This window comes from Neisseria sp. HMSC03D10 (genome assembly GCF_001807625.1).
GTDB lineage: Bacteria > Pseudomonadota > Gammaproteobacteria > Burkholderiales > Neisseriaceae > Neisseria > Neisseria mucosa.
This window is the reverse complement of record NZ_KV789577.1, coordinates 1-18463: the sequence shown is the minus strand read 5'-3', so window position 1 is coordinate 18463 and position 18463 is coordinate 1. Positions and strand designations below refer to the sequence as shown.

Genomic DNA, 18463 nt, shown 5'->3' with positions numbered 1-18463 from the left:
GGTCGTCTGGAAACAGAAGTCCGAATATCATTCAGAAAGATTAGACATGAGCTTAGTTGAATTGAAAGTGCCCGACATTGGCGGACACGAAAATGTAGATATTATCGCGGTTGAAGTGAACGTAGGCGACACTATCGCCGTTGACGATACCCTGATTACCCTAGAAACCGACAAAGCGACGATGGACGTGCCTGCCGAAGTTGCGGGCGTGGTCAAAGAAGTCAAAGTCAAAGTCGGCGACAAAATCTCCGAAGGCGGCTTGATTGTAGTCGTTGAAGCTGAAGGCGCGGCTGCCGCTCCTAAAGCCGAAGCACCTGCTGCTCCTGTGCAAGAAGCCCCTAAAGCTGCCGCTCCTGCACCGCAAGCGGCGCAATTCGGCGGTTCTGCTGATGCTGAGTACGACGTGGTCGTATTGGGTGGCGGCCCCGGCGGTTACTCCGCTGCATTTGCCGCAGCCGATGAAGGTCTGAAAGTTGCCATCGTCGAGCGTTACAAAACCTTGGGCGGCGTTTGCTTGAACGTCGGCTGTATCCCTTCCAAAGCCTTGTTGCACAACGCTGCGGTTATCGACGAAGTGCGCCACTTGGCTGCCAACGGCATCAAATACCCCGAGCCTGAACTCGACATCGACATGTTGCGCGGCTACAAAGAAGGCGTGGTTTCCCGCCTGACTACCGGTTTGGCAGGTATGGCAAAAGGTCGCAAAGTGGACGTTATCCAAGGCGACGGTCAATTCTTAGATCCGCACCACTTGGAAGTGTCGCTGACTACCGGCGATGTGTACGAGCAAGCTACGCTTACCGGCGAGAAAAAAATCGTTGCGTTCAAAAACTGTATCATTGCAGCGGGCAGCCGCGTAACCAAGCTGCCGTTTATCCCTGAAGATCCGCGCATCATCGATTCCAGCGGTGCTTTGGCTCTGAAAGAAGTACCGGGCAAGCTGCTGATTATCGGTGGCGGTATCATCGGCCTCGAAATGGGTACGGTTTACAGCACGCTGGGTTCACGCCTTGACGTCGTTGAAATGATGGACGGTTTGATGCAAGGTGCCGACCGCGATTTGGTGAAAGTATGGCAAAAACAAAACGAATACCGTTTTGACAATATCATGATCAACACCAAAACCGTTGCAGTCGAGCCGAAAGAAGACGGCGTTTACGTTACCTTCGAAGGAGCGAACGCGCCGAAAGAGCCGCAACGCTACGATGCCGTATTGGTTGCTGCCGGTCGTGCGCCTAACGGCAAACTCATCAGCGCTGAAAAAGCAGGCGTTGCCGTAACCGACCGCGGATTCATCGAAGTCGACAAACAAATGCGTACCAATGTGCCGCACATCTACGCCATCGGCGACATCGTCGGTCAGCCTATGCTGGCACACAAAGCCGTTCACGAAGGTCACGTTGCCGCTGAAAACTGCGCCGGACACAAAGCTTACTTCGACGCACGCGTGATTCCGGGCGTGGCTTACACCGCTCCCGAAGTGGCATGGGTTGGCGAAACCGAATTGTCTGCCAAAGCATCCGGCCGCAAAATCACCAAAGCCAACTTCCCATGGGCGGCTTCCGGCCGTGCGATTGCCAACGGTTGCGATAACGGCTTCACCAAGCTGATTTTTGATGCCGAAACCGGCCGTATCATCGGCGGTGGTATCGTCGGTCCGAACGGCGGCGATATGATTGGCGAAATCTGCTTGGCCATCGAAATGGGCTGCGACGCTGAAGACATCGGCAAAACCATCCATCCGCACCCGACCTTGGGCGAATCCATCGGTATGGCTGCCGAAGTGGCATTGGGTACTTGTACCGACCTGCCGGCTCAAAAGAAAAAATAAGTGTATTCAGTCAGTTGAATTAAACTGCTGATATTGCATTTATCAGTCAAAGGTCGTCTGAATTTTTCAGACGACCTTTTCGTCAAACAGAATATTGTCAGTGATAGTGATTTCATTAACGATATAGTGGATGAACAAGAATGCGTGCCTAAGCTCCAAGTGAGCCATTTAGTCATGCTTTAAAACAGCAAGCAAACAAATTCGGCAGGATTGATACTGTCAGCGGCTTGGCTCATGTTTATTCATCAACGATAAAAACAAACCGTTTAACGGTTGACCCCATACATTCGGAGGTCGTCTGAAACCATATCGCAGATTTTCAGACGACCTTTCCCCAGTTTTATCAGATACAAGAAATAATTTATGAACGAAATAACCCCGGATTCCACCATTCCTGAAGCGCACAGACGCTCCATCCGCAGCTTTGTGTTGCGTCAAGGGCATATGACTGCGGCGCAGCAGCGTGCCATTGATACGATGTGGCCGCAATTCGGCATCGATTACCAAGATTCCGTGTTGGACTTGAATCAGCGTTTCGGCAGCGACCGTCCCAAGGTGTTGGAAATCGGTTTCGGCATGGGCGTGGCGACTGTTGAAATTGCCAAGCGCCTGCCTGATACCGACTTTTTGGCGATTGATGTACATGGTCCCGGCGTCGGCAACATTTTGAAATTGATTGAAGAAGAACACATCGGCAATATCCGCGTGATGCGGCATGATGCGGTCGAAGTGGTCGAAAATATGCTTTCAGACGACGTGCTCGACGGTATCCACATTTTCTTTCCCGACCCTTGGCACAAAAAACGACATAACAAACGCCGCTTGGTGCAAACGCCGTTTGTGCAGAAACTGCTGCCCAAGCTGAAAGTCGGTGGTTATATCCATCTGGCGACCGACTGGGAAGAATACGCGCAGCAGATGCTGGAAGTGTTGAGCGGTTTTGACAATTTGCAAAATACCGCCGCTGATTACGCGCCTACGCCCGACTACCGTCCCGAAACGAAATTTGAAGCCCGCGGCAAACGTTTGGGGCACGGCGTTTGGGATTTGGTTTTCAAACGCATCAAATAAACCGATTGGAGAATCTCCCATGTTTACAGGTATCGTCCAAGGTGTCGGCGAAATCATTGCCATTCGAGAACCGTCCGCCGATTTCCGTACCCATGTTGTCAAGCTGCCCGATGGGATGACCGAGCATCTGCAAATCGGTGCATCCGTCGCCAACAACGGCTGCTGCCTGACCATTACCCAAATCGACGGCGATACGGTCAGCTTTGATTTGATGAAAGAAACCTTGGAAAAGACCAATTTGGGTCGTCTGAAAACGGGAGATGCCGTTAATCTCGAACGTGCCGCCCGTTTTGGCGATGAAATCGGCGGACACGTCATGAGCGGGCATATCATGACGACTACGCAGATTACGCGGATAGAACGCAGCGAGTTTAACCGCACAGTATGGTTTGCACTGCCACCCGAGCTCAAACCTTATATTTTGAGCAAAGGCTTTGTCGGCTTGGACGGTTGCAGCCTGACCATAGGCGACGTTACCGATATGGAATTCAATGTCCACCTGATTCCGGAAACTTTGACGCGCACTTTGTTCGGCAGTCGGAAAGAGGGCGACGTCATCAATATTGAAATCGATCCGCAAACCCAAGCCGTTGTCGATACCGTAATGCGCGTGATGGCGCAACAAAATCCTGCTATATCAGGACAATAGGAGCACATATGAAACTCGCCGCCTTTTTGCAAAAAGCCTATTCCGTTTTAAACCGTCTTGATTTGGTATTGCCCGAAGAACCCGGCAAAACCGACTGGAACGCTTTGGCTTACCGTTGGCACAGCGTCGGTAAAAAAGGGATTTTGGAGAGCCTGCCAAACCCGCATACATTCCCGCTTGACCGTCTGGCTGCCGTCGGAACGCAAACCGAAAAACTGAAACGCAATACCGAGCAGTTTTTGGCAGGCCGCTCCGCGAATAATGTTTTGATGAGCGGTTCACGCGGAACGGGCAAATCCTCGCTGGTCAAAGCCCTGTTGCACGAATATGCCGAGCAAGGGCTGCGTCTGATTGAAGTTGATAAGAGCGATTTGGTCAGCCTGCCCGCGCTGCTTTTTTTGCTGAAAGACCGTCCCGAAAAATTCATCGTATTCTGCGATGACCTATCGTTTGAAACCGGTGATGAAACCTACAAAGCCCTAAAAACCGCATTGGACGGCGGTTTGTCGCAAAGATGCAGCAACGTATTGGTGTACGCGACGTCCAACCGGCGCCACCTGATGCCTGAATATATGGATGAAAATATCGGGACAACGGGCATACGTGGCGAAATTCATCAAAAAGAAGCTGTTGAGGAAAAAATTTCCCTGTCCGACCGTTTCGGTTTGTGGTTGAGTTTTTATCCGTTCGATCAAAACGACTACCTCCAAGCGGTCGAAAATTGGATGGGCGACTTCGGCGTGGATTTTGATGAAACGGCGCGCAAGGCGGCGTTGCAATGGGCTCAAATGCGCGGCAACCGCTCGGGGCGTTCGGCTTGGCAGTTTGCGTGCGATTGGGCAGGGCGTTTGCCGGAACAACGGGTTTTGGATTGAGTTTTTGGGAAATAGGTCTGCCGTACTGAAATCTGCGGGAGGATAAGGGTAGGGAAAGCTTTTTCCGGTTCAATTGCTTCCGGCCGCATCGCTTTGAATCGCCATATCGTTTAAAAGGTCGTCTGAAACAGGATTTCAGACGACCTTTTTGTACGGATCAATCAGGAAAGCGATATGTCAGCGAAGGCAGGAAGAGAGCCAAATCTGGCGTTGGCGCGGATTGAGCAGGTGGTAGAAGCGGTGTTGGATTTCTAATTCTTCCACGGCAAAATCCATGCTTGACAAGTAGCGGGTTTCGACATAATCGCGGGCGTTGTTTTGATCGAAATTATCTGCCGCAAGGATTTTCATAATGACTTGGCGGCGGTTACGGTCTGTGCGGACGAGTTTACGGTATGCTTTGTCCGATGCCTGTTTGTAATCATTGCGGATTCGGCGCAAAGCATTGTGTTGGTCTTGCGTCAGATTAAGGGAGCGGATGTCGCAATTGGCTTGAAAATCGTCCAGCTTGATATATTGGGGGCCGGCGTGCGCTTGACCGACAGCCGTCAGCAGCACAACCGATAATGCACAGAGGGGTAAATAAGATTTGAATCCGACAGACACAGCGTTTTCCTAGTTTCCGTAACCGCGCAAATATACCCGATTAGCGTGTGAAAGGCAGTATCCCTCCAGTTAACTTTTGTTAACTTCATATCTTTATTTTATTTCTTACAAAACATATCCTTAACCTATAATTATTTATGCATATGCTTACTTTTGTTAAATATTAATAATGCATAGTTAGTGTTGCGTGAGGCGTTGGTGGTAGAATATGAAAAATTATCCGTTTATCAAACCACACCATCCGACTGGATTTCTATGAACCACAATTTCCGTATTGCGCCCAGCATCTTATCCGCCGATTTTGCCCGTTTGGGTGAGGAAGTAACGAAAGTTATCGAAGCGGGAGCCGATTTGATTCATTTCGACGTGATGGACAATCATTATGTGCCGAATCTGACTTTCGGCCCTATGGTCTGCGCGGCGTTGAAGCCTTATGCCACCGTGCCGATTGATGTGCATCTGATGGTCGAACCCGTTGACGATCTGATTCAGGCATTTGCCAAAGCAGGGGCGTCGATTATCACGTTTCATCCCGAAGCCAGCCGCCATATCGACCGCAGCCTCAGCCTGATTAAAGATGCGGGCTGTCAGGCAGGATTGGTGTTGAATCCGGCCACTCCCGCCTACGTTTTGGAAAACGTATTGGACAGGTTGGACATGGTATTGCTGATGTCGGTCAACCCCGGTTTCGGCGGACAAAGCTTCATCCCGCACACCCTTGAAAAAATCCGTCAAGTGCGGGCGATGTTGGATCGGTACGAAGCGCAAAGCGGGCGGCACATCGCCATCGAAGTAGACGGCGGCATCAAAACCGACAATATCGCCGCCGTCGCGGCGGCAGGCGCCGATACTTTTGTGGCAGGTTCCGCCATCTTTGGCAAGCCGGACTATAAGACAGTAATTACCGAAATGCGCGGACAACTGGCGCACCTTGGTTGAGTTAGCTTTGAGGTCGTCTGAAAACAAATGTAGCGGATTTTGCGAAAAGCAAAATCATCATGTAGATATAGATTTTAAGGTTTTATTATGAAAAATTATTGGTTTCAAAAAAGTTTGAAATTTGTTGCGGCAGCGGTTTTTGCAATCTCTCCGCTGACCGTGTCAGCGCATGGGATGCATAAGCACAAACCTTTATCGTTGGAAGAATTGCCGGAAATCTGCCGTCAATATTTCGCACGCGCAGACGAGTGTTATAAAAAGGCAGGCAAGAAAGCCGATTTTCAACGCAACAATACAAAATTTTTATTTCAATCGCTGCCTGCGGCAGATTTGGGACAACGGCAACGTATGTGCCAAATTGCGATGGATTCTTTTAAAGAGAAAACAAGCAATCTCCATTGCGAATAGAGGATTGCCCATCTTTTTTCAGACGACTTTTGTATGAAAACAGGCTGCACAAAACTGTTTTGTATGGTAAAGTCTGCTTTTAATAACTCGGCGGTTTAAAGCCGTCATTCAGGGGCTGTTTGAATTTAAAATCAGATTTGTTGGAAACGCTGCATCGTTTGCGCGGCGTATTTCGAGAAGCGGGCTGTGTGTCCGTCTGGTTTTAAATTCAAGCAGCCCTTTGCGTTTACAAAAACAGATAGAAGGTAGATTCCCATGCAATCTTGGCAGCTTCCCGAACATGTTGCCGATGTGTTGCCGACCAACGCCCGACAGTTGGAAAGCGCGCGAGAGCAGTTGTTGACTTTGTTCCGAGTGCACGGTTACGAGCTGGTACAGCCACCGCTGATGGAATACAGCCATTCCCTGCTGACGCACATTGACGCGGGTTTGTCTTTGAAAACCATTTTGGTGGTCGATCAGCTGAGCGGTCGGCAGTTGGGCATCCGTGCCGATATTACGCCGCAAGTGGCGCGTATCGATGCGCATCTTTTGTCCGCCAATCAAGGGATTAACCGATTGTGCTACGCAGGTCCTGTGTTGCACGCGCGGCCGGAGGGTTTGCTCAATATGCGCGAACCTTTGCAGGCGGGGGCGGAGATGTATGGTTTCGCCGACATACGGGCGGATATCGAACTGATTGACCTGATGCTCAAAAGCATGAAGATTGCTGATATGGGCGAGGTTTTGCTGTCGCTGGGTCATATCGGCGTGTTCCGCGCTTTGTCAGATGCGGCGCATTTGGATGCGGAGCAGTCCGCAACGCTGCTTGCTTTGATGCAGGATAAAGATACCGAAGCGGTCGAAGCGCAGGTTAAGGTTTGGAAGCTGGACGGCATGTGGGCGAAAGCATTTTCGCTGCTGCCGCGTCTGTATGGCGGACGGGAAGTGTTGTCCGCTGCACGCGAACGATTGCCGGATTTGTCGGCAGTCGGTAGCGCATTGGACGAATTGCAGGCAGTGTGCGATGCCTTCCCGAATCAGAAAGTCCATATCGACTTATCCGAACTGCGCGTCGACAATTACCACACGGGCTTGCTGTATGCCGCATACGGTTCCAATTTCCATGACGCGGTCGCTCGGGGCGGGCGTTATGACGGATTGGGCGAATATTTCGGCCGTGCGCGTCCGGCAACGGGATTCAGTTTCGACTTGCGCAGCTTTATCGGACGTTTGCCCGCCATTGAGCGGCAGCCCGTCGTCTTGGTCGATGCGGAAGATGCCGAAGCGGCTCGCGAAGCAGTCGAAGCCTTGCGTGAACAAGGGCAGTGTGTCGTTGTCGACTACGGTATCGGACACAATGCTTCGGAAGAGGTTGCAGGTCGTCTGAAAAAGGCGGACGGCGTTTGGCAGGTTGAGAAAATTTAAATACCCATTCATAGCGGATTAAAGGCAAATCAGGGCAGGGCGCAAAGCCGTCTTGGTTTGAAGTTGATTCACGATAATTTTTTAATATTAATAGGTTATATGGCTATGGCTAAAAATGTTGTAGTAATCGGCGCCCAGTGGGGTGATGAAGGCAAAGGTAAAATCGTTGACTGGCTGGCGGAAGAAACCAGCGGTGTTGTGCGTTTCCAAGGCGGCCACAATGCGGGTCATACTCTGGTCGTCGGCGGCAAGAAAACCATTTTGCGCCTGATTCCGAGCGGCATCCTGCATGAAAACTTGGATTGCTTCATCGGTTCCGGCGTTGTCGTATCCCCCGAAGCATTGTTGGGCGAAATCGACGAGTTGAACGCAGCAGGCGTGAAAAACGTCGAGGGTCGTCTGAAAATCGCGCCGACCTGTCCGCTGATCCTGCCTTACCACATCGCGCTTGACCAAGCCCGCGAAGCATCGCGCGGCAAAGGCAAAATCGGCACGACCGGTCGCGGCATCGGCCCAGCCTACGAAGACAAAGTGGCACGCCGCGCCATCCGTGTCGTTGATTTGCTGCATCCTGAAAAACTGCGTGAAAAACTGGATGCCATCCTCGCTTATTACAACGTTCAATTGCAACATCTGCACAATGCCGAGCCGGTTAAAGCGGCAGATGTGATGGCGGTTATCGAAAAAGTTGCGCCGCGTATTACGCCTATGATTACCGACGTATCCCGCGTGTTGAACGAGAAAAACAAAAACGGCGAAAAACTGCTGTTTGAAGGCGCACAAGGCACGCTGTTGGATATCGATTACGGCACTTACCCCTTCGTTACCTCGTCCAACTGCTTGGCAGGAGCCGCTTCCGCAGGCGCAGGCGTAGGTCCGCAAATGCTGGATTATGTTTTGGGTATCGTCAAAGCCTATACCACGCGCGTCGGTTCAGGCCCGTTCCCAACTGAATTGTTTGACGAAGTAGGTGCGGGTTTGGCAGAGCGCGGACACGAATTCGGCTCCGTAACCGGTCGCGCACGCCGCTGCGGTTGGTTTGATGCCGCCACGTTGAAACGCTCCATCCAAGTCAACGGCATTTCCGGTATGTGTATCACCAAACTGGACGTGATGGACGGCATTGAAACCATCAATATCTGCGTCGGCTACGAATTGCCCGACGGCAGCAAAACCGACATCCTGCCTTGCGGTTCGGACGCGGTAGAAATCTGCAAGCCGATTTACGAAACCATGCACGGCTGGAGCGAATCGACTGTCGGCGTGAAAAGCTACGACGCATTGCCTGCCAATGCCAAAGCATATTTGAAACGCATCGAAGAAGTCTGCGGCGCACCGGTAGCCATCGTCTCTACCGGCCCCGACCGCGAAGAAACCATCGTTTTGCATCATCCGTTCGCATAATGCTTTGATTGTAAAAGGTCGTCTGAAAACTTGGGCTTTCAGACGACCTTTTTGTATTGATAGGTGATTTACTTTACCGTCAATCCAATCGCTCTGCTTTCGTTGCATTTTTTATGAAAGGGGTCGTCTGAAAAATCGACTGTAGTTTTCAGACGACCTCTTGCCTAATCCAATCACTTGCACACGGCGGATACTTTGATTTCGAGCGCCCATTCCGGTTTGGCGAGTTTGGCTTCGATACAGGCGCGGGCAGGGGCGCGGCCGGGGGCTGTCCAGGCATCCCAGGCTTCGTTCATGGCGGCGTAGTCGTTCATATCGGTCAGGAAGATGGTGGCTTCGAGGATGTGTGCTTTGTCGGAGCCGCATTCTTCAAGCCAGCGGTCGATTTGTGCCAAGACGTTTTCGGTCTGGGCTTTGGCATCGGCTTCGGGGTTTTCGGGAACCATGCCTGAGAGGAAGACGAATCCTCCGGCGCAGACGGCTTCGGAGTAGCGTTCGGTGGAACCGAGGTATCGGATATTCATTTGATATTCCTTGAGGTTGGGGCGTACGGGGCATTCTGTCCCGTCGTCGGATTTCGGTTTGCCTGATGGGGTTGCAACAGGATGGCGGATATTGGGCAGGGGCTTATGGTAACATTCAGCTTGATTGTCTGCCACAGCAGGCGGGCGGTTTTGTTGTTTTTGAAAAGATGCGGAAACTATTTTTACGCGTCATTGTCATATTGGTTTTAGGTCGTCTGAATATTATTGGAACTGCATCATGAGCAAAAATACCGATTATCCGGTTACTCCTGCCGTCCGTTTCTTGCGTACACATCAAATTGATTTTGAGCCTTATATTTATGTTTATGAGGAACACGGCGGGACAGGGCAGTTTGCACAGTTGTTCGGCGTGGACGAGCATCAGGTGGTCAAAACCATCGTGCTGCAAAACGAAGCGAAGAAAGGGTTGGTTGTCGTAATGCACGGCAACAAGCAGATTTCAACCCGCAATCTGGCGCGCGATTTGGGCATGAAACACATCGAGCCTGCCGATCCGAAACAGGCAAACAAATGGACGGGCTATCTGGTGGGCGGGACGACGCCTTTCGGTATGAAAACCCGGTTGCCTGTGTATGTTGAAAAAAGTATTTGGGATTTGGAGAAAGTTTATATCAACGGCGGCAAGCGCGGATTTATCATCGGTGTCAGTCCGCAGGCTTTGCGGGCTTTGAATCCGCAGGATGTACAGGTCGCCGTCTAAAGGGATGCAAAACGGTTTTAAGTCGGGAAACGCAGATTCGGGCAAATTTGAAGGTTTTATAAAAAGAACACAATGCCTGATTTTATATCTGTTTTCATTCTGTCAAACAGCCTGTTGGCGTGATTTCACGGTATCGGGCTTTGGCAAACACAAACCAAAGAGGCACACCCTAATATGGAAAACCGTAATTTTTATGAAATTCTCGGCATTTCGGCGGATGCGGACATTGCAGAAATCAGAAAAGCCTATCGCGATTCGGCAATGAAATACCATCCCGATCGTAATCCCGGCAATCCCGAAGCGGAAGAGCGTTTTAAGGAAATCCGTCAGGCTTACGATACGCTGGTCGATCCCGAACGTCGGGCATGGTACGACGAGTCGCTCCGTGAATTCAGCGGTAGAAGCGGGCAGACCGCCAGCCAGCAGACCGGTAGCGAACATACGGCGGAAGCGCCGCGCCAAGACGGCGACCGGACTTATGTGATGGCGATGTATGCCTTGTTTGCCTTGGCATTTGCGACCTTCGTGATGCCTGTAGCCGGCATTGTTTTGACGTATGTAAAACGTGGCGATATGGGAGACTCGGTTTATAATAACCACGCAGACTATCTGATTAAAACCTTCTGGGGCGGTCTGGCGGGGGTTGTTTTGAGTAAAATCACCGCGTTTATCGGCATCGGCTCTGTGTTGCTGTTTTTGGTATCGGTTTGGTTTGCTTACCGTCTGGCGGCAGGTTTCGTCAGACTGATGGACAACAAGCGTATGTCTTTGGATACTTGGTTCTAAGCGCAACCGCCCGCCTTGTTTTCAGACGACCTTCGCATCCCGGGGTCGTCTGAAATTTTTGTATGGGTCGTTTGCGGAAAACTAAATATCAAAACAGGACACCAACAAGGTCGTCTGAAAATTTGTCCACGCATCCGACACATTCAATTAAAGGAAAAACATGATTTATTTATTGGCAAGCATACTGTGCAGCGTGTCTGTGTCGGTATTGCTCAAATTGGCGCGTAAGAACAAAATCGACGTCGCGCAGGCGGTGGCGGTGAACTACATCGTCGCAGTGGCGTTGACGGCTTGGGTATTGAAACCCGATTTGAGCAACCCGAAAGCCTTTTTGCCGACTTGGTGGCTGTTTGGCGCGCTGGGCGTGCTGCTGCCTTCGGTGTTTGTGATTATGGGCAAGGCGGTCGATGCGGCGGGTATCGTCAAGTCCGATGCGGCGCAGCGTTTGTCTTTGATATTGCCGATTATTTCCGCGTTCGTCATTTTTGGCGAAGCCTTGACCGAAGGGCGGCTGATAGGCATCGTTTTGGCGTTTGTGGCTTTGTTCTGCTTGTTGTGGAAAGCCGACGGCGGCAAGAAATCGGGCGGATTGGGTACGCAAATCACGCTGCTTGCGGGCGTTTGGGCGGGCTACGGCATCATCGACATCCTCTTCAAACAGCTTGCCAAAAGCGGTACGGCGTTTTCCGGCAACCTCTTGGTCGCCTTCAGCCTCGCCGGTATTTTGATGTTCGGCTACCTTTTCTCCCAATCGACCAAATGGACGAAAGAAGGCATTATCGGCGGCATCGTCCTGGGCGGTTTGAATTTCGCCAACATCGTTACCTACATTACCGCCCACCAAATGATGAAAGACAATCCGACACTGGTCTTCGCAGGCATGAACATCGGCGTCATTGTTTTGGGAACGCTGGTCGGCGCGATGGCGTTTAAAGAAAAAATCAGCAGCATCAACGCCGCAGGCATCAGCGTCGCCGTCTGCGCCATCGCCTGTTTATTTTACTGGCCGCAGATACGGGGGCTGGTCGGGATGTAAGCATGTAAAAGGTCGTCTGAAAAAGGTTTCAGACGACCTTTTGTCTTTCGGGTGGGAGTGTTTTTCCTGCTTTGATAACAACGGCGCATTTGCAGCTAGACAACCCATGCAAAACGGTCTAATGTTCCGCCTGCATATGCACATTACTTGATAAACCAACGAATGAGAAGGTAAGAGAAATGACTGTCCGTATCGAACACGATTTGCTGGGCGACCGCGAAATCCCCACCGAGGCGTATTGGGGCATCCATACTTTGCGCGCGGTAGAGAACTTTAAAATTTCCAATCAAAAAATTTCCGACGTGCCGCAGTTTGTCCGCAGCATGGTGATGGTGAAAAAAGCGACCGCGCAGGCAAACGGCGAATTGGGCGCAGTAAAACCCGAAATCGCCGCTGCCATCGAAAAGGCTTGCGACGAAGTGTTGCTCAAAGGCCGCTGCCTCGACCAATTCCCGTCCGACGTGTATCAGGGCGGTGCGGGGACTTCGGTCAACATGAACACCAACGAAGTGATTGCCAACCTTGCTTTGGAAATATTGGGCTACGAGAAAGGCCGCTACGACATCGTTAACCCGATGGACCATGTGAACGCCAGCCAGTCCACCAACGACGCCTATCCGACCGGCTTCAGGCTGGCGGTGTATTACAGTGTCGGCGAACTGCTGGAAAAACTGGCGTTGCTGAAAGACGCGTTTGCCGCCAAAGCCGATGAGTTTAAAGATGTTTTGAAAATGGGACGCACCCAGCTTCAAGATGCCGTACCGATGACGGCGGGTCAGGAATTCCAGTCTTTCCAAGTGTTGCTGGAAGAAGAGATTTTGAATCTGAACCGCACGCGCGCCTTGTTGTTGGAAGTCAACTTGGGCGCAACCGCCATCGGCACGGGTGTGAACACGCCGAAAGGCTACGCGGCTTTGGCAGTGAAAAAATTGTCCGAAGTCAGCGGCTTGGATTGCAAACTGACCGAAAACCTGATTGAAGCCACTTCCGACTGCGGCGCGTATGTGATGGTACACGGCGCATTGAAACGCACGGCGGTGAAATTATCGAAAATCTGTAACGACTTGCGTCTCTTGTCGTCCGGCCCGCGCGCCGGTTTGAAAGAAATCAACCTGCCGGAAATGCAGGCAGGCTCGTCGATTATGCCCGCCAAAGTCAACCCCGTGATTCCCGAAGTGGTCAACCAAGTCTGCTTCAAAGTCATCGGCAACGACACCACCATCACCTTCGCCGCCGAAGCGGGGCAGTTGCAATTAAACGTGATGGAGCCGGTCATCGCGCAATGTATGTTTGAAACCATCTCCCTCTTGGGCAACGCTGCGGTAAACCTCGCCGAGAAATGCGTCAAAGGCATTACTGTCAACCGCGAAATCTGCGAACGCTATGTGTTTAACTCCATCGGCTTGGTCACTTACCTGAACCCGTATATCGGCCACGGCAACGGCGATTTGGTCGGCAAAATCTGCGCCCAAACCGGCAAAGGCGTGCGCGAAGTCGTGCTCGAACGCGGCCTCTTGAGCGAAGCGGAACTTGACCGCATCCTGTCGCCCGAAAACCTGATGAACCCGCATTTGTAAGGTAGGGCATAAAGAAAAGGTCGTCTGAAAGCCTATGGACAAGGTTTTCAGACGACCTTTGTTCGATGTATCCTTTCATTATGTTTCACGGTATTAAGGGAAATTTTCAGACATATTCAATTTCCTTGATTAGGCTGTTATCCGCTTTTTCAGACGACCTCGGGTAGGTAACTGATGAAGCGGATACATACCTGCGGGTGAGGCGTCGGCAGAGCTTTTAAGCCGTAAGCCCGATGGAATCAGCCGTGACGAACAGGTCGTCTGAAATCCCGTTTTCTGCAAAAAAGGCCACATCATGAACACCGTTTCCATCCAAAACCTTTCCCACCGCTACGGCAAGACTCTTGCGCTTGACGGTGTGTCGCTGGACATTCCGAAAGGCGCGACGGTCGGTTTGATCGGGCCGGACGGCGTGGGCAAATCGACGCTGCTCTCGCTGATGGCGGGTGTGAAGGTGATTCAGGACGGACGGGTGGAAGTGTTGGGCGGCGATATGGCGGACAAGGACGTGCGGCGGGATTTGTCGCACCGCATCGCCTTTATGCCGCAGGGTTTGGGGCGCAACTTGTATCCTACCTTGTCGGTGTATGAGAATATCGATTTCCACGCGCGGCTGTTTGGTTTGGACGGGCAGGAGCGTACGCGGCAGATTGCGCGGCTGATGGAGGCGACCCGCCTTGCGCCGTTTTCCGGCAGGGCGGCGGGCAAGCTATCGGGCGGGATGAAGCAGAAACTGAGTTTGTGCTGCGCGCTGGTACATAGTCCGGATTTGCTGATTTTGGACGAACCGACCACGGGCGTGGACCCTTTGTCGCGTCGTCAGTTTTGGGCGTTGGTGGACGATTTGCGGCGGGAACACGCGGGCATGACCGTGATTGTGGCGACCGCCTATATTGAAGAGGCGCAGCGTTTTGAGCGGCTGCTGGCGATGGACGCGGGCAGGCTGCTGGAAAACAAGCCTACTGCCGATGTGCTGGCGGATTACGGCACCGACGTGTTGGAAGAGGCCTACGTCAAAATGCTGCCGCCGGAGAAACAGCAGGGTTCGGGCGGTTTGGACATTACGCCGTTCGTCCCCGATCCCGATGCGCCGCCCGCAATGGAAGCGCACGGGCTGACCAAGCGTTTCGGCGATTTTACTGCTGTGGACCACGTCAGCTTCACCATTCAAAAAGGCGAGATTTTCGGCTTTCTCGGCAGCAACGGCTGCGGCAAGTCCACCACCATGAAAATGCTGACCGGCCTGTTAGAAGCGACAGAAGGCGCCGCCACGTTGTTGGGCAAGCCGATAGACGCGGGCGGCTTGGACACGAAAATGCGCGTCGGCTATATGTCGCAGGCGTTTTCGCTGTATGAAGAACTGAGCGTGTGCCACAATCTGGATTTGCACGCCAGACTCTACCAGATGGGCGCTAAAGGCGCGGCGGCGGTGGAAGAAGCCCTGCAACAGTTTGATTTGGCGGACGTTGCCGACACCGCGCCCGCATCGCTGCCGCTGGGCATCCGCCAACGCCTGCAACTGGCCGCCGCCTGCCTGCACCATCCCGAAGTATTGATTTTGGACGAACCGACTTCGGGGGTCGATCCCGCCGCGCGCGATATGTTTTGGCGGCATCTTCTGAAACTCTCCCGCGAAGACAAAATCACCATTTTCGTTTCTACCCACTTTATGAACGAAGCCGCCCGCTGCGACCGCATTTCCTTTATGCACAAAGGCCGCGTGCTGGCGGTGGGTACGCCCGCCGAACTGGCGGCAAGGCAGAATGCGCCGGATTTGGAAGAGGCGTTTGTGCAGTATCTGATTGAAGCGGAAGGCGGGGAAGGTGGGGAAGGGTTGTCCCGCCAGGAGGCTGCGCACTCTGAAAGTGATCAACGCGAGTTGCTCCAAAATACAGACGGCGTGCGTGAACCAAGTTCACACACCCTACCGGCGGAAACTCCGACCGTAGGGTGTGTGGCGCAAACCACGCACGCGGAAGGGGAGTCGGATGACAGGCATTCTGCACTTTCAGACGACCTTCAAGGAAAAGATACAGGGTCGTCTGAAACCCAAAACGGCGTGCGTGAACCAAGTTCACACACCCTGCCGAAGGAAACTCCGACCGTAGGGTGTGTGGCGCAAGCCACGCACGCGGAAGTGGCATCGGATAACGGGCATTCTGAGCTTTCAGACGACCTTCAAGGAAAAGATACAGGGTCGTCTGAAACTCAAAACGGCGTGCGTGAACAAAGTTCACACACCCTACGAGACAACCCAAACACCGACACCTTCAAATACCGTTTTTCCATGATTTGGACCTTCGCCCGCCGCGAAGCCAAAGAACTTCTGCGCGACAAAATCCGTTTGTTTTTCGCCGTGTTCGGCCCGTTGATTATCATGGCGTCGGTATCATGGGGGATTTCGTTTGACGTGCGGAATCTGAAATTCGCCGTTTACGACCGCGACCAAACCGCCGCCAGCCGCGAGCTGGTTGAGTATTTCGACGGTTCGCGCTATTTCCTCCAACAGCCGCCGATACAGTCCGAAGCCGAAATCGACACCGTGCTCAAAAGCTCCGGCGCCATATTGGTCATCGATATTCCGAGCGGTTTCGGGCGTGATTTGGCGCGCGGGCTCAAACCCGAAGTCGGTTTTTATGTGGACGGCTCCATGCCGTTTAACGCCACCAACATCCGCGGCTACATCGGCAGCCTGATCACCGCCTACACCAAAGACCGCATCGCCGAAAGCGGGCTGCCCGTTTCGCTCAAAGCCCCCACCGGCATCGAACCGCGCTTTATGTACAATCAGGATTTCAACAGCATCAACGCCATCGCCCCGGGCGTGATGATGCTGGTGTTGATGATGATACCTGCCATGATGTCGGCGGTCGGCGTGGTGCGCGAACGCGAAATCGGCTCCATCGCCAATTTCTACGCATCGCCCGCCGCCGTGGCGCAATATCTGATCGGCAAACAGCTTCCCTATATCGCCGTCGGCATGGTCAATTTTGCCGCCATGATGCTGATGATTATTTACCTGTTCGGCGTGCCGCTCAAAGGCTCGTTTGCCGGACTCGCCATCGGCACACTCTTGATGGTGTCCGCCACCACCGCGCTGGGGCTTTTGATTTCCTGCTTCGTGCGCTCCCAGCTTGCCGCCATCTTCGCCACCGCCATCATCACCATGATTCCCGCGCAAACCTATTCCGGCTTTCTCTACCCGCTGTCCACCATGGAAGGCGGCGCGCTGGTTATCGGCAAAACCTTCCCGTCGTCGTGGTACTACACCGTCAGCGTCGGCAGCTTCACCAAAGGGCTGCACACCGCCGACCTGCTGCATGAATATGCCGCCATCGCCGCCTTTGCCGCCACCAGCCTGATTTTGGCATGTGTGTTGTTGAAGAAGCAGGAGAAGTGAGAGGTCGTTTGAAAACTCAGCAGGCGGGTATGGATGTCCACCCCGAACCTTAGCCCACTATTAAAGAAAGAAACGCCATGAACCTAATAACCCTGTTTGACGGACTGGCCGAACGCTACGGCGCGGCGGCGGAATATCCGTGGGCGAAATCCCCCGACTTTGCCGTGTTCCGCCACACGGGCAACCGCAAATGGTTCTGCCTGTATATGCCCGTGCCGTCTGAAAAATTGGGTATGGGCGAGGGTAGTCTGACGGAAATCGTCAACGTCAAATGCCGCCCCGAACACATCGGCGCATGGCGCGCGACGGCAGGCATCCTGCCCGCATACCACATGAACAAAGAACACTGGTTGAGTATCGTATTGGCGCAAACGCCCGCAGAAAACGTGTGGCGGCTGATAGACGACAGCTTCGTGCTGACACGCTAGGATTGATTAACTTCACACATCAAACGAAAGGAAAAACATGAAAACCATAGGCATCATCGGCGGCATGAGCCCCGAAAGCACCGTGCTCTACTACCAAATCATCAACCGCGAGACCAACCGCCGTTTGGGCGGCAACCGCAGTGCCAAAATCCTGCTCGACAGCGTGGATTTTGAAGAAATCGTCCGTTTGCAGAAAAGCGGCGATTGGGCGGCGGCGGGAAACGTGTTGGCGCAGAGCGCGCGGAAGCTGGAAGCGGGCGGCGCGGATTTTTTGCTGCTCGCCACCAACACCATGCACAAAGTCGCCCCCGCCATCGAACAGGCAGCCGGCATCCCCTTGCTGCACGTCGTCGATGCCACCGCCGCCGCCATCAAACGGCAAGGCTTGTCCGCCGTCGGCCTGCTCGGCACGCGCTTTACCATGAGCGACGGTTTTTATACGGAGCGCATGGGTTCGCAGGGCGTACAAACCATAGCTCCGACCGCCGCCGAACAAGACGAAATCCACCGCATTATTTTTGACGAACTGTGCCTGAACCGCATCCGCCCCGAATCCGCCCGCTACTTTTACGACGTGATAGGCCGTCTGAAAAACGAAGGCGCGCAGGGCGTGATACTCGGCTGCACCGAAATCTGCCTGCTTGTGAACGAAACCGACAGCCCTCTGCCCGTGTTCGACAGCACCGCCATCCATGCGCTCTCGGCAGTGGATGCGGCGCTGGCGGAGTAATTAGGACTTTTGATTAAACTGGGACAGGGGTGGTTGATTCTTAGAGCGTGTTCATAGTCTTCGTAGCAGGA

At 52.9% G+C, this 18463-nt stretch carries 18 protein-coding genes; 16 read left to right on the top strand and 2 right to left on the bottom strand.

Annotated elements, in window-relative coordinates; all coding sequences use genetic code 11:
• Positions 1-46 precede the first annotated feature (46 nt).
• The 4 genes from lpdA to HMPREF3066_RS08525 all read left to right on the top strand — a co-directional run bounded on the left by lpdA (position 47) and on the right by HMPREF3066_RS08525 (position 4426).
• The gene (gene lpdA / locus HMPREF3066_RS08540) at positions 47-1831 is read left to right on the top strand and encodes a dihydrolipoyl dehydrogenase (protein ID WP_070442124.1); all 1785 of its coding nucleotides are present in this window, start codon (positions 47-49) and stop codon (positions 1829-1831) included.
• 363 nt (positions 1832-2194) lie between these two features.
• A complete protein-coding gene (gene trmB / locus HMPREF3066_RS08535; protein WP_070442121.1) occupies positions 2195-2902 on the top strand; it encodes a tRNA (guanosine(46)-N7)-methyltransferase TrmB in 708 nt (235 codons plus the stop codon).
• A gap of 19 nt (positions 2903-2921) precedes the next feature.
• Entirely contained in the window at positions 2922-3551 is a 630-nt protein-coding gene (locus tag HMPREF3066_RS08530) for a riboflavin synthase (protein ID WP_070442118.1), read from the top strand.
• Positions 3552-3559: 8 nt separating this feature from the next.
• Complete coding sequence (locus HMPREF3066_RS08525) at positions 3560-4426, top strand: ATP-binding protein (RefSeq protein ID WP_070442114.1); 867 nt, start codon at positions 3560-3562, stop codon at positions 4424-4426.
• 177 nt (positions 4427-4603) lie between these two features.
• Here HMPREF3066_RS08525 and HMPREF3066_RS08520 read toward each other — a convergent pair whose 3' ends face one another.
• Positions 4604-4984, bottom strand: a complete 381-nt coding sequence (locus HMPREF3066_RS08520) for a Spy/CpxP family protein refolding chaperone (RefSeq protein WP_420915910.1) — start codon at positions 4982-4984, stop codon at positions 4604-4606.
• A 303-nt stretch (positions 4985-5287) separates the two neighbouring features.
• Here HMPREF3066_RS08520 and rpe point away from each other — a divergent pair, with 303 nt between their 5' ends.
• The 4 genes from rpe to HMPREF3066_RS08500 all read left to right on the top strand — a co-directional run bounded on the left by rpe (position 5288) and on the right by HMPREF3066_RS08500 (position 9190).
• Complete coding sequence (gene rpe, locus HMPREF3066_RS08515) at positions 5288-5971, top strand: ribulose-phosphate 3-epimerase (RefSeq protein WP_060975147.1); 684 nt, start codon at positions 5288-5290, stop codon at positions 5969-5971.
• Between the two features lie 87 nt (positions 5972-6058).
• Entirely contained in the window at positions 6059-6379 is a 321-nt protein-coding gene (locus HMPREF3066_RS08510) for a hypothetical protein (protein ID WP_070442111.1), read from the top strand.
• A gap of 255 nt (positions 6380-6634) precedes the next feature.
• Positions 6635-7786: an ATP phosphoribosyltransferase regulatory subunit gene (locus HMPREF3066_RS08505; protein WP_070442108.1), complete on the top strand. Its 1152-nt coding sequence runs from the start codon at positions 6635-6637 to the stop codon at positions 7784-7786.
• A 105-nt stretch (positions 7787-7891) separates the two neighbouring features.
• Positions 7892-9190: an adenylosuccinate synthase gene (locus HMPREF3066_RS08500; protein ID WP_070442103.1), complete on the top strand. Its 1299-nt coding sequence runs from the start codon at positions 7892-7894 to the stop codon at positions 9188-9190.
• 173 nt (positions 9191-9363) lie between these two features.
• Here HMPREF3066_RS08500 and HMPREF3066_RS08495 read toward each other — a convergent pair whose 3' ends face one another.
• Complete coding sequence (locus tag HMPREF3066_RS08495) at positions 9364-9714, bottom strand: RidA family protein (RefSeq protein WP_070442101.1); 351 nt, start codon at positions 9712-9714, stop codon at positions 9364-9366.
• Between the two features lie 65 nt (positions 9715-9779).
• On the opposite strand from HMPREF3066_RS08495, the gene HMPREF3066_RS08490 reads away from it, so the two are divergent.
• The 8 genes from HMPREF3066_RS08490 (at position 9780) to HMPREF3066_RS08455 (ending at position 18392) form a co-directional block, all read left to right on the top strand.
• Positions 9780-9956, top strand: a complete 177-nt coding sequence (locus tag HMPREF3066_RS08490; protein ID WP_070442098.1) for an ABC transporter permease — start codon at positions 9780-9782, stop codon at positions 9954-9956.
• On the top strand, positions 9953-10435 hold the full coding sequence (gene ybaK / locus HMPREF3066_RS08485) for a Cys-tRNA(Pro) deacylase (protein WP_070442095.1): 483 nt from the start codon (positions 9953-9955) through the stop codon (positions 10433-10435). The genes HMPREF3066_RS08490 and ybaK overlap by 4 nt, the downstream gene beginning before the upstream one ends.
• A 174-nt stretch (positions 10436-10609) precedes the next feature.
• Positions 10610-11221, top strand: a complete 612-nt coding sequence (locus HMPREF3066_RS08480) for a DnaJ domain-containing protein (protein WP_070442093.1) — start codon at positions 10610-10612, stop codon at positions 11219-11221.
• Between the two features lie 160 nt (positions 11222-11381).
• A complete protein-coding gene (locus HMPREF3066_RS08475) occupies positions 11382-12257 on the top strand; it encodes a DMT family transporter (RefSeq protein WP_049222676.1) in 876 nt (291 codons plus the stop codon).
• A gap of 179 nt (positions 12258-12436) precedes the next feature.
• Positions 12437-13834 (top strand): aspartate ammonia-lyase, encoded by a 1398-nt coding sequence (gene aspA, locus HMPREF3066_RS08470; protein ID WP_070442090.1) that lies wholly within the window; start codon positions 12437-12439, stop codon positions 13832-13834.
• Positions 13835-14129: 295 nt separating this feature from the next.
• Positions 14130-17234 carry an ABC transporter ATP-binding protein/permease gene (locus HMPREF3066_RS08465; RefSeq protein WP_070442087.1) on the top strand — a complete coding sequence of 1035 codons (3105 nt, stop codon included), beginning with the start codon at positions 14130-14132 and terminating at the stop codon, positions 17232-17234.
• Positions 17235-17311: 77 nt separating this feature from the next.
• Entirely contained in the window at positions 17312-17662 is a 351-nt protein-coding gene (locus HMPREF3066_RS08460; protein WP_070442084.1) for an MmcQ/YjbR family DNA-binding protein, read from the top strand.
• Between the two features lie 37 nt (positions 17663-17699).
• Positions 17700-18392, top strand: a complete 693-nt coding sequence (locus HMPREF3066_RS08455; RefSeq protein ID WP_009173263.1) for an aspartate/glutamate racemase family protein — start codon at positions 17700-17702, stop codon at positions 18390-18392.
• Positions 18393-18463: the final 71 nt, after the last annotated feature.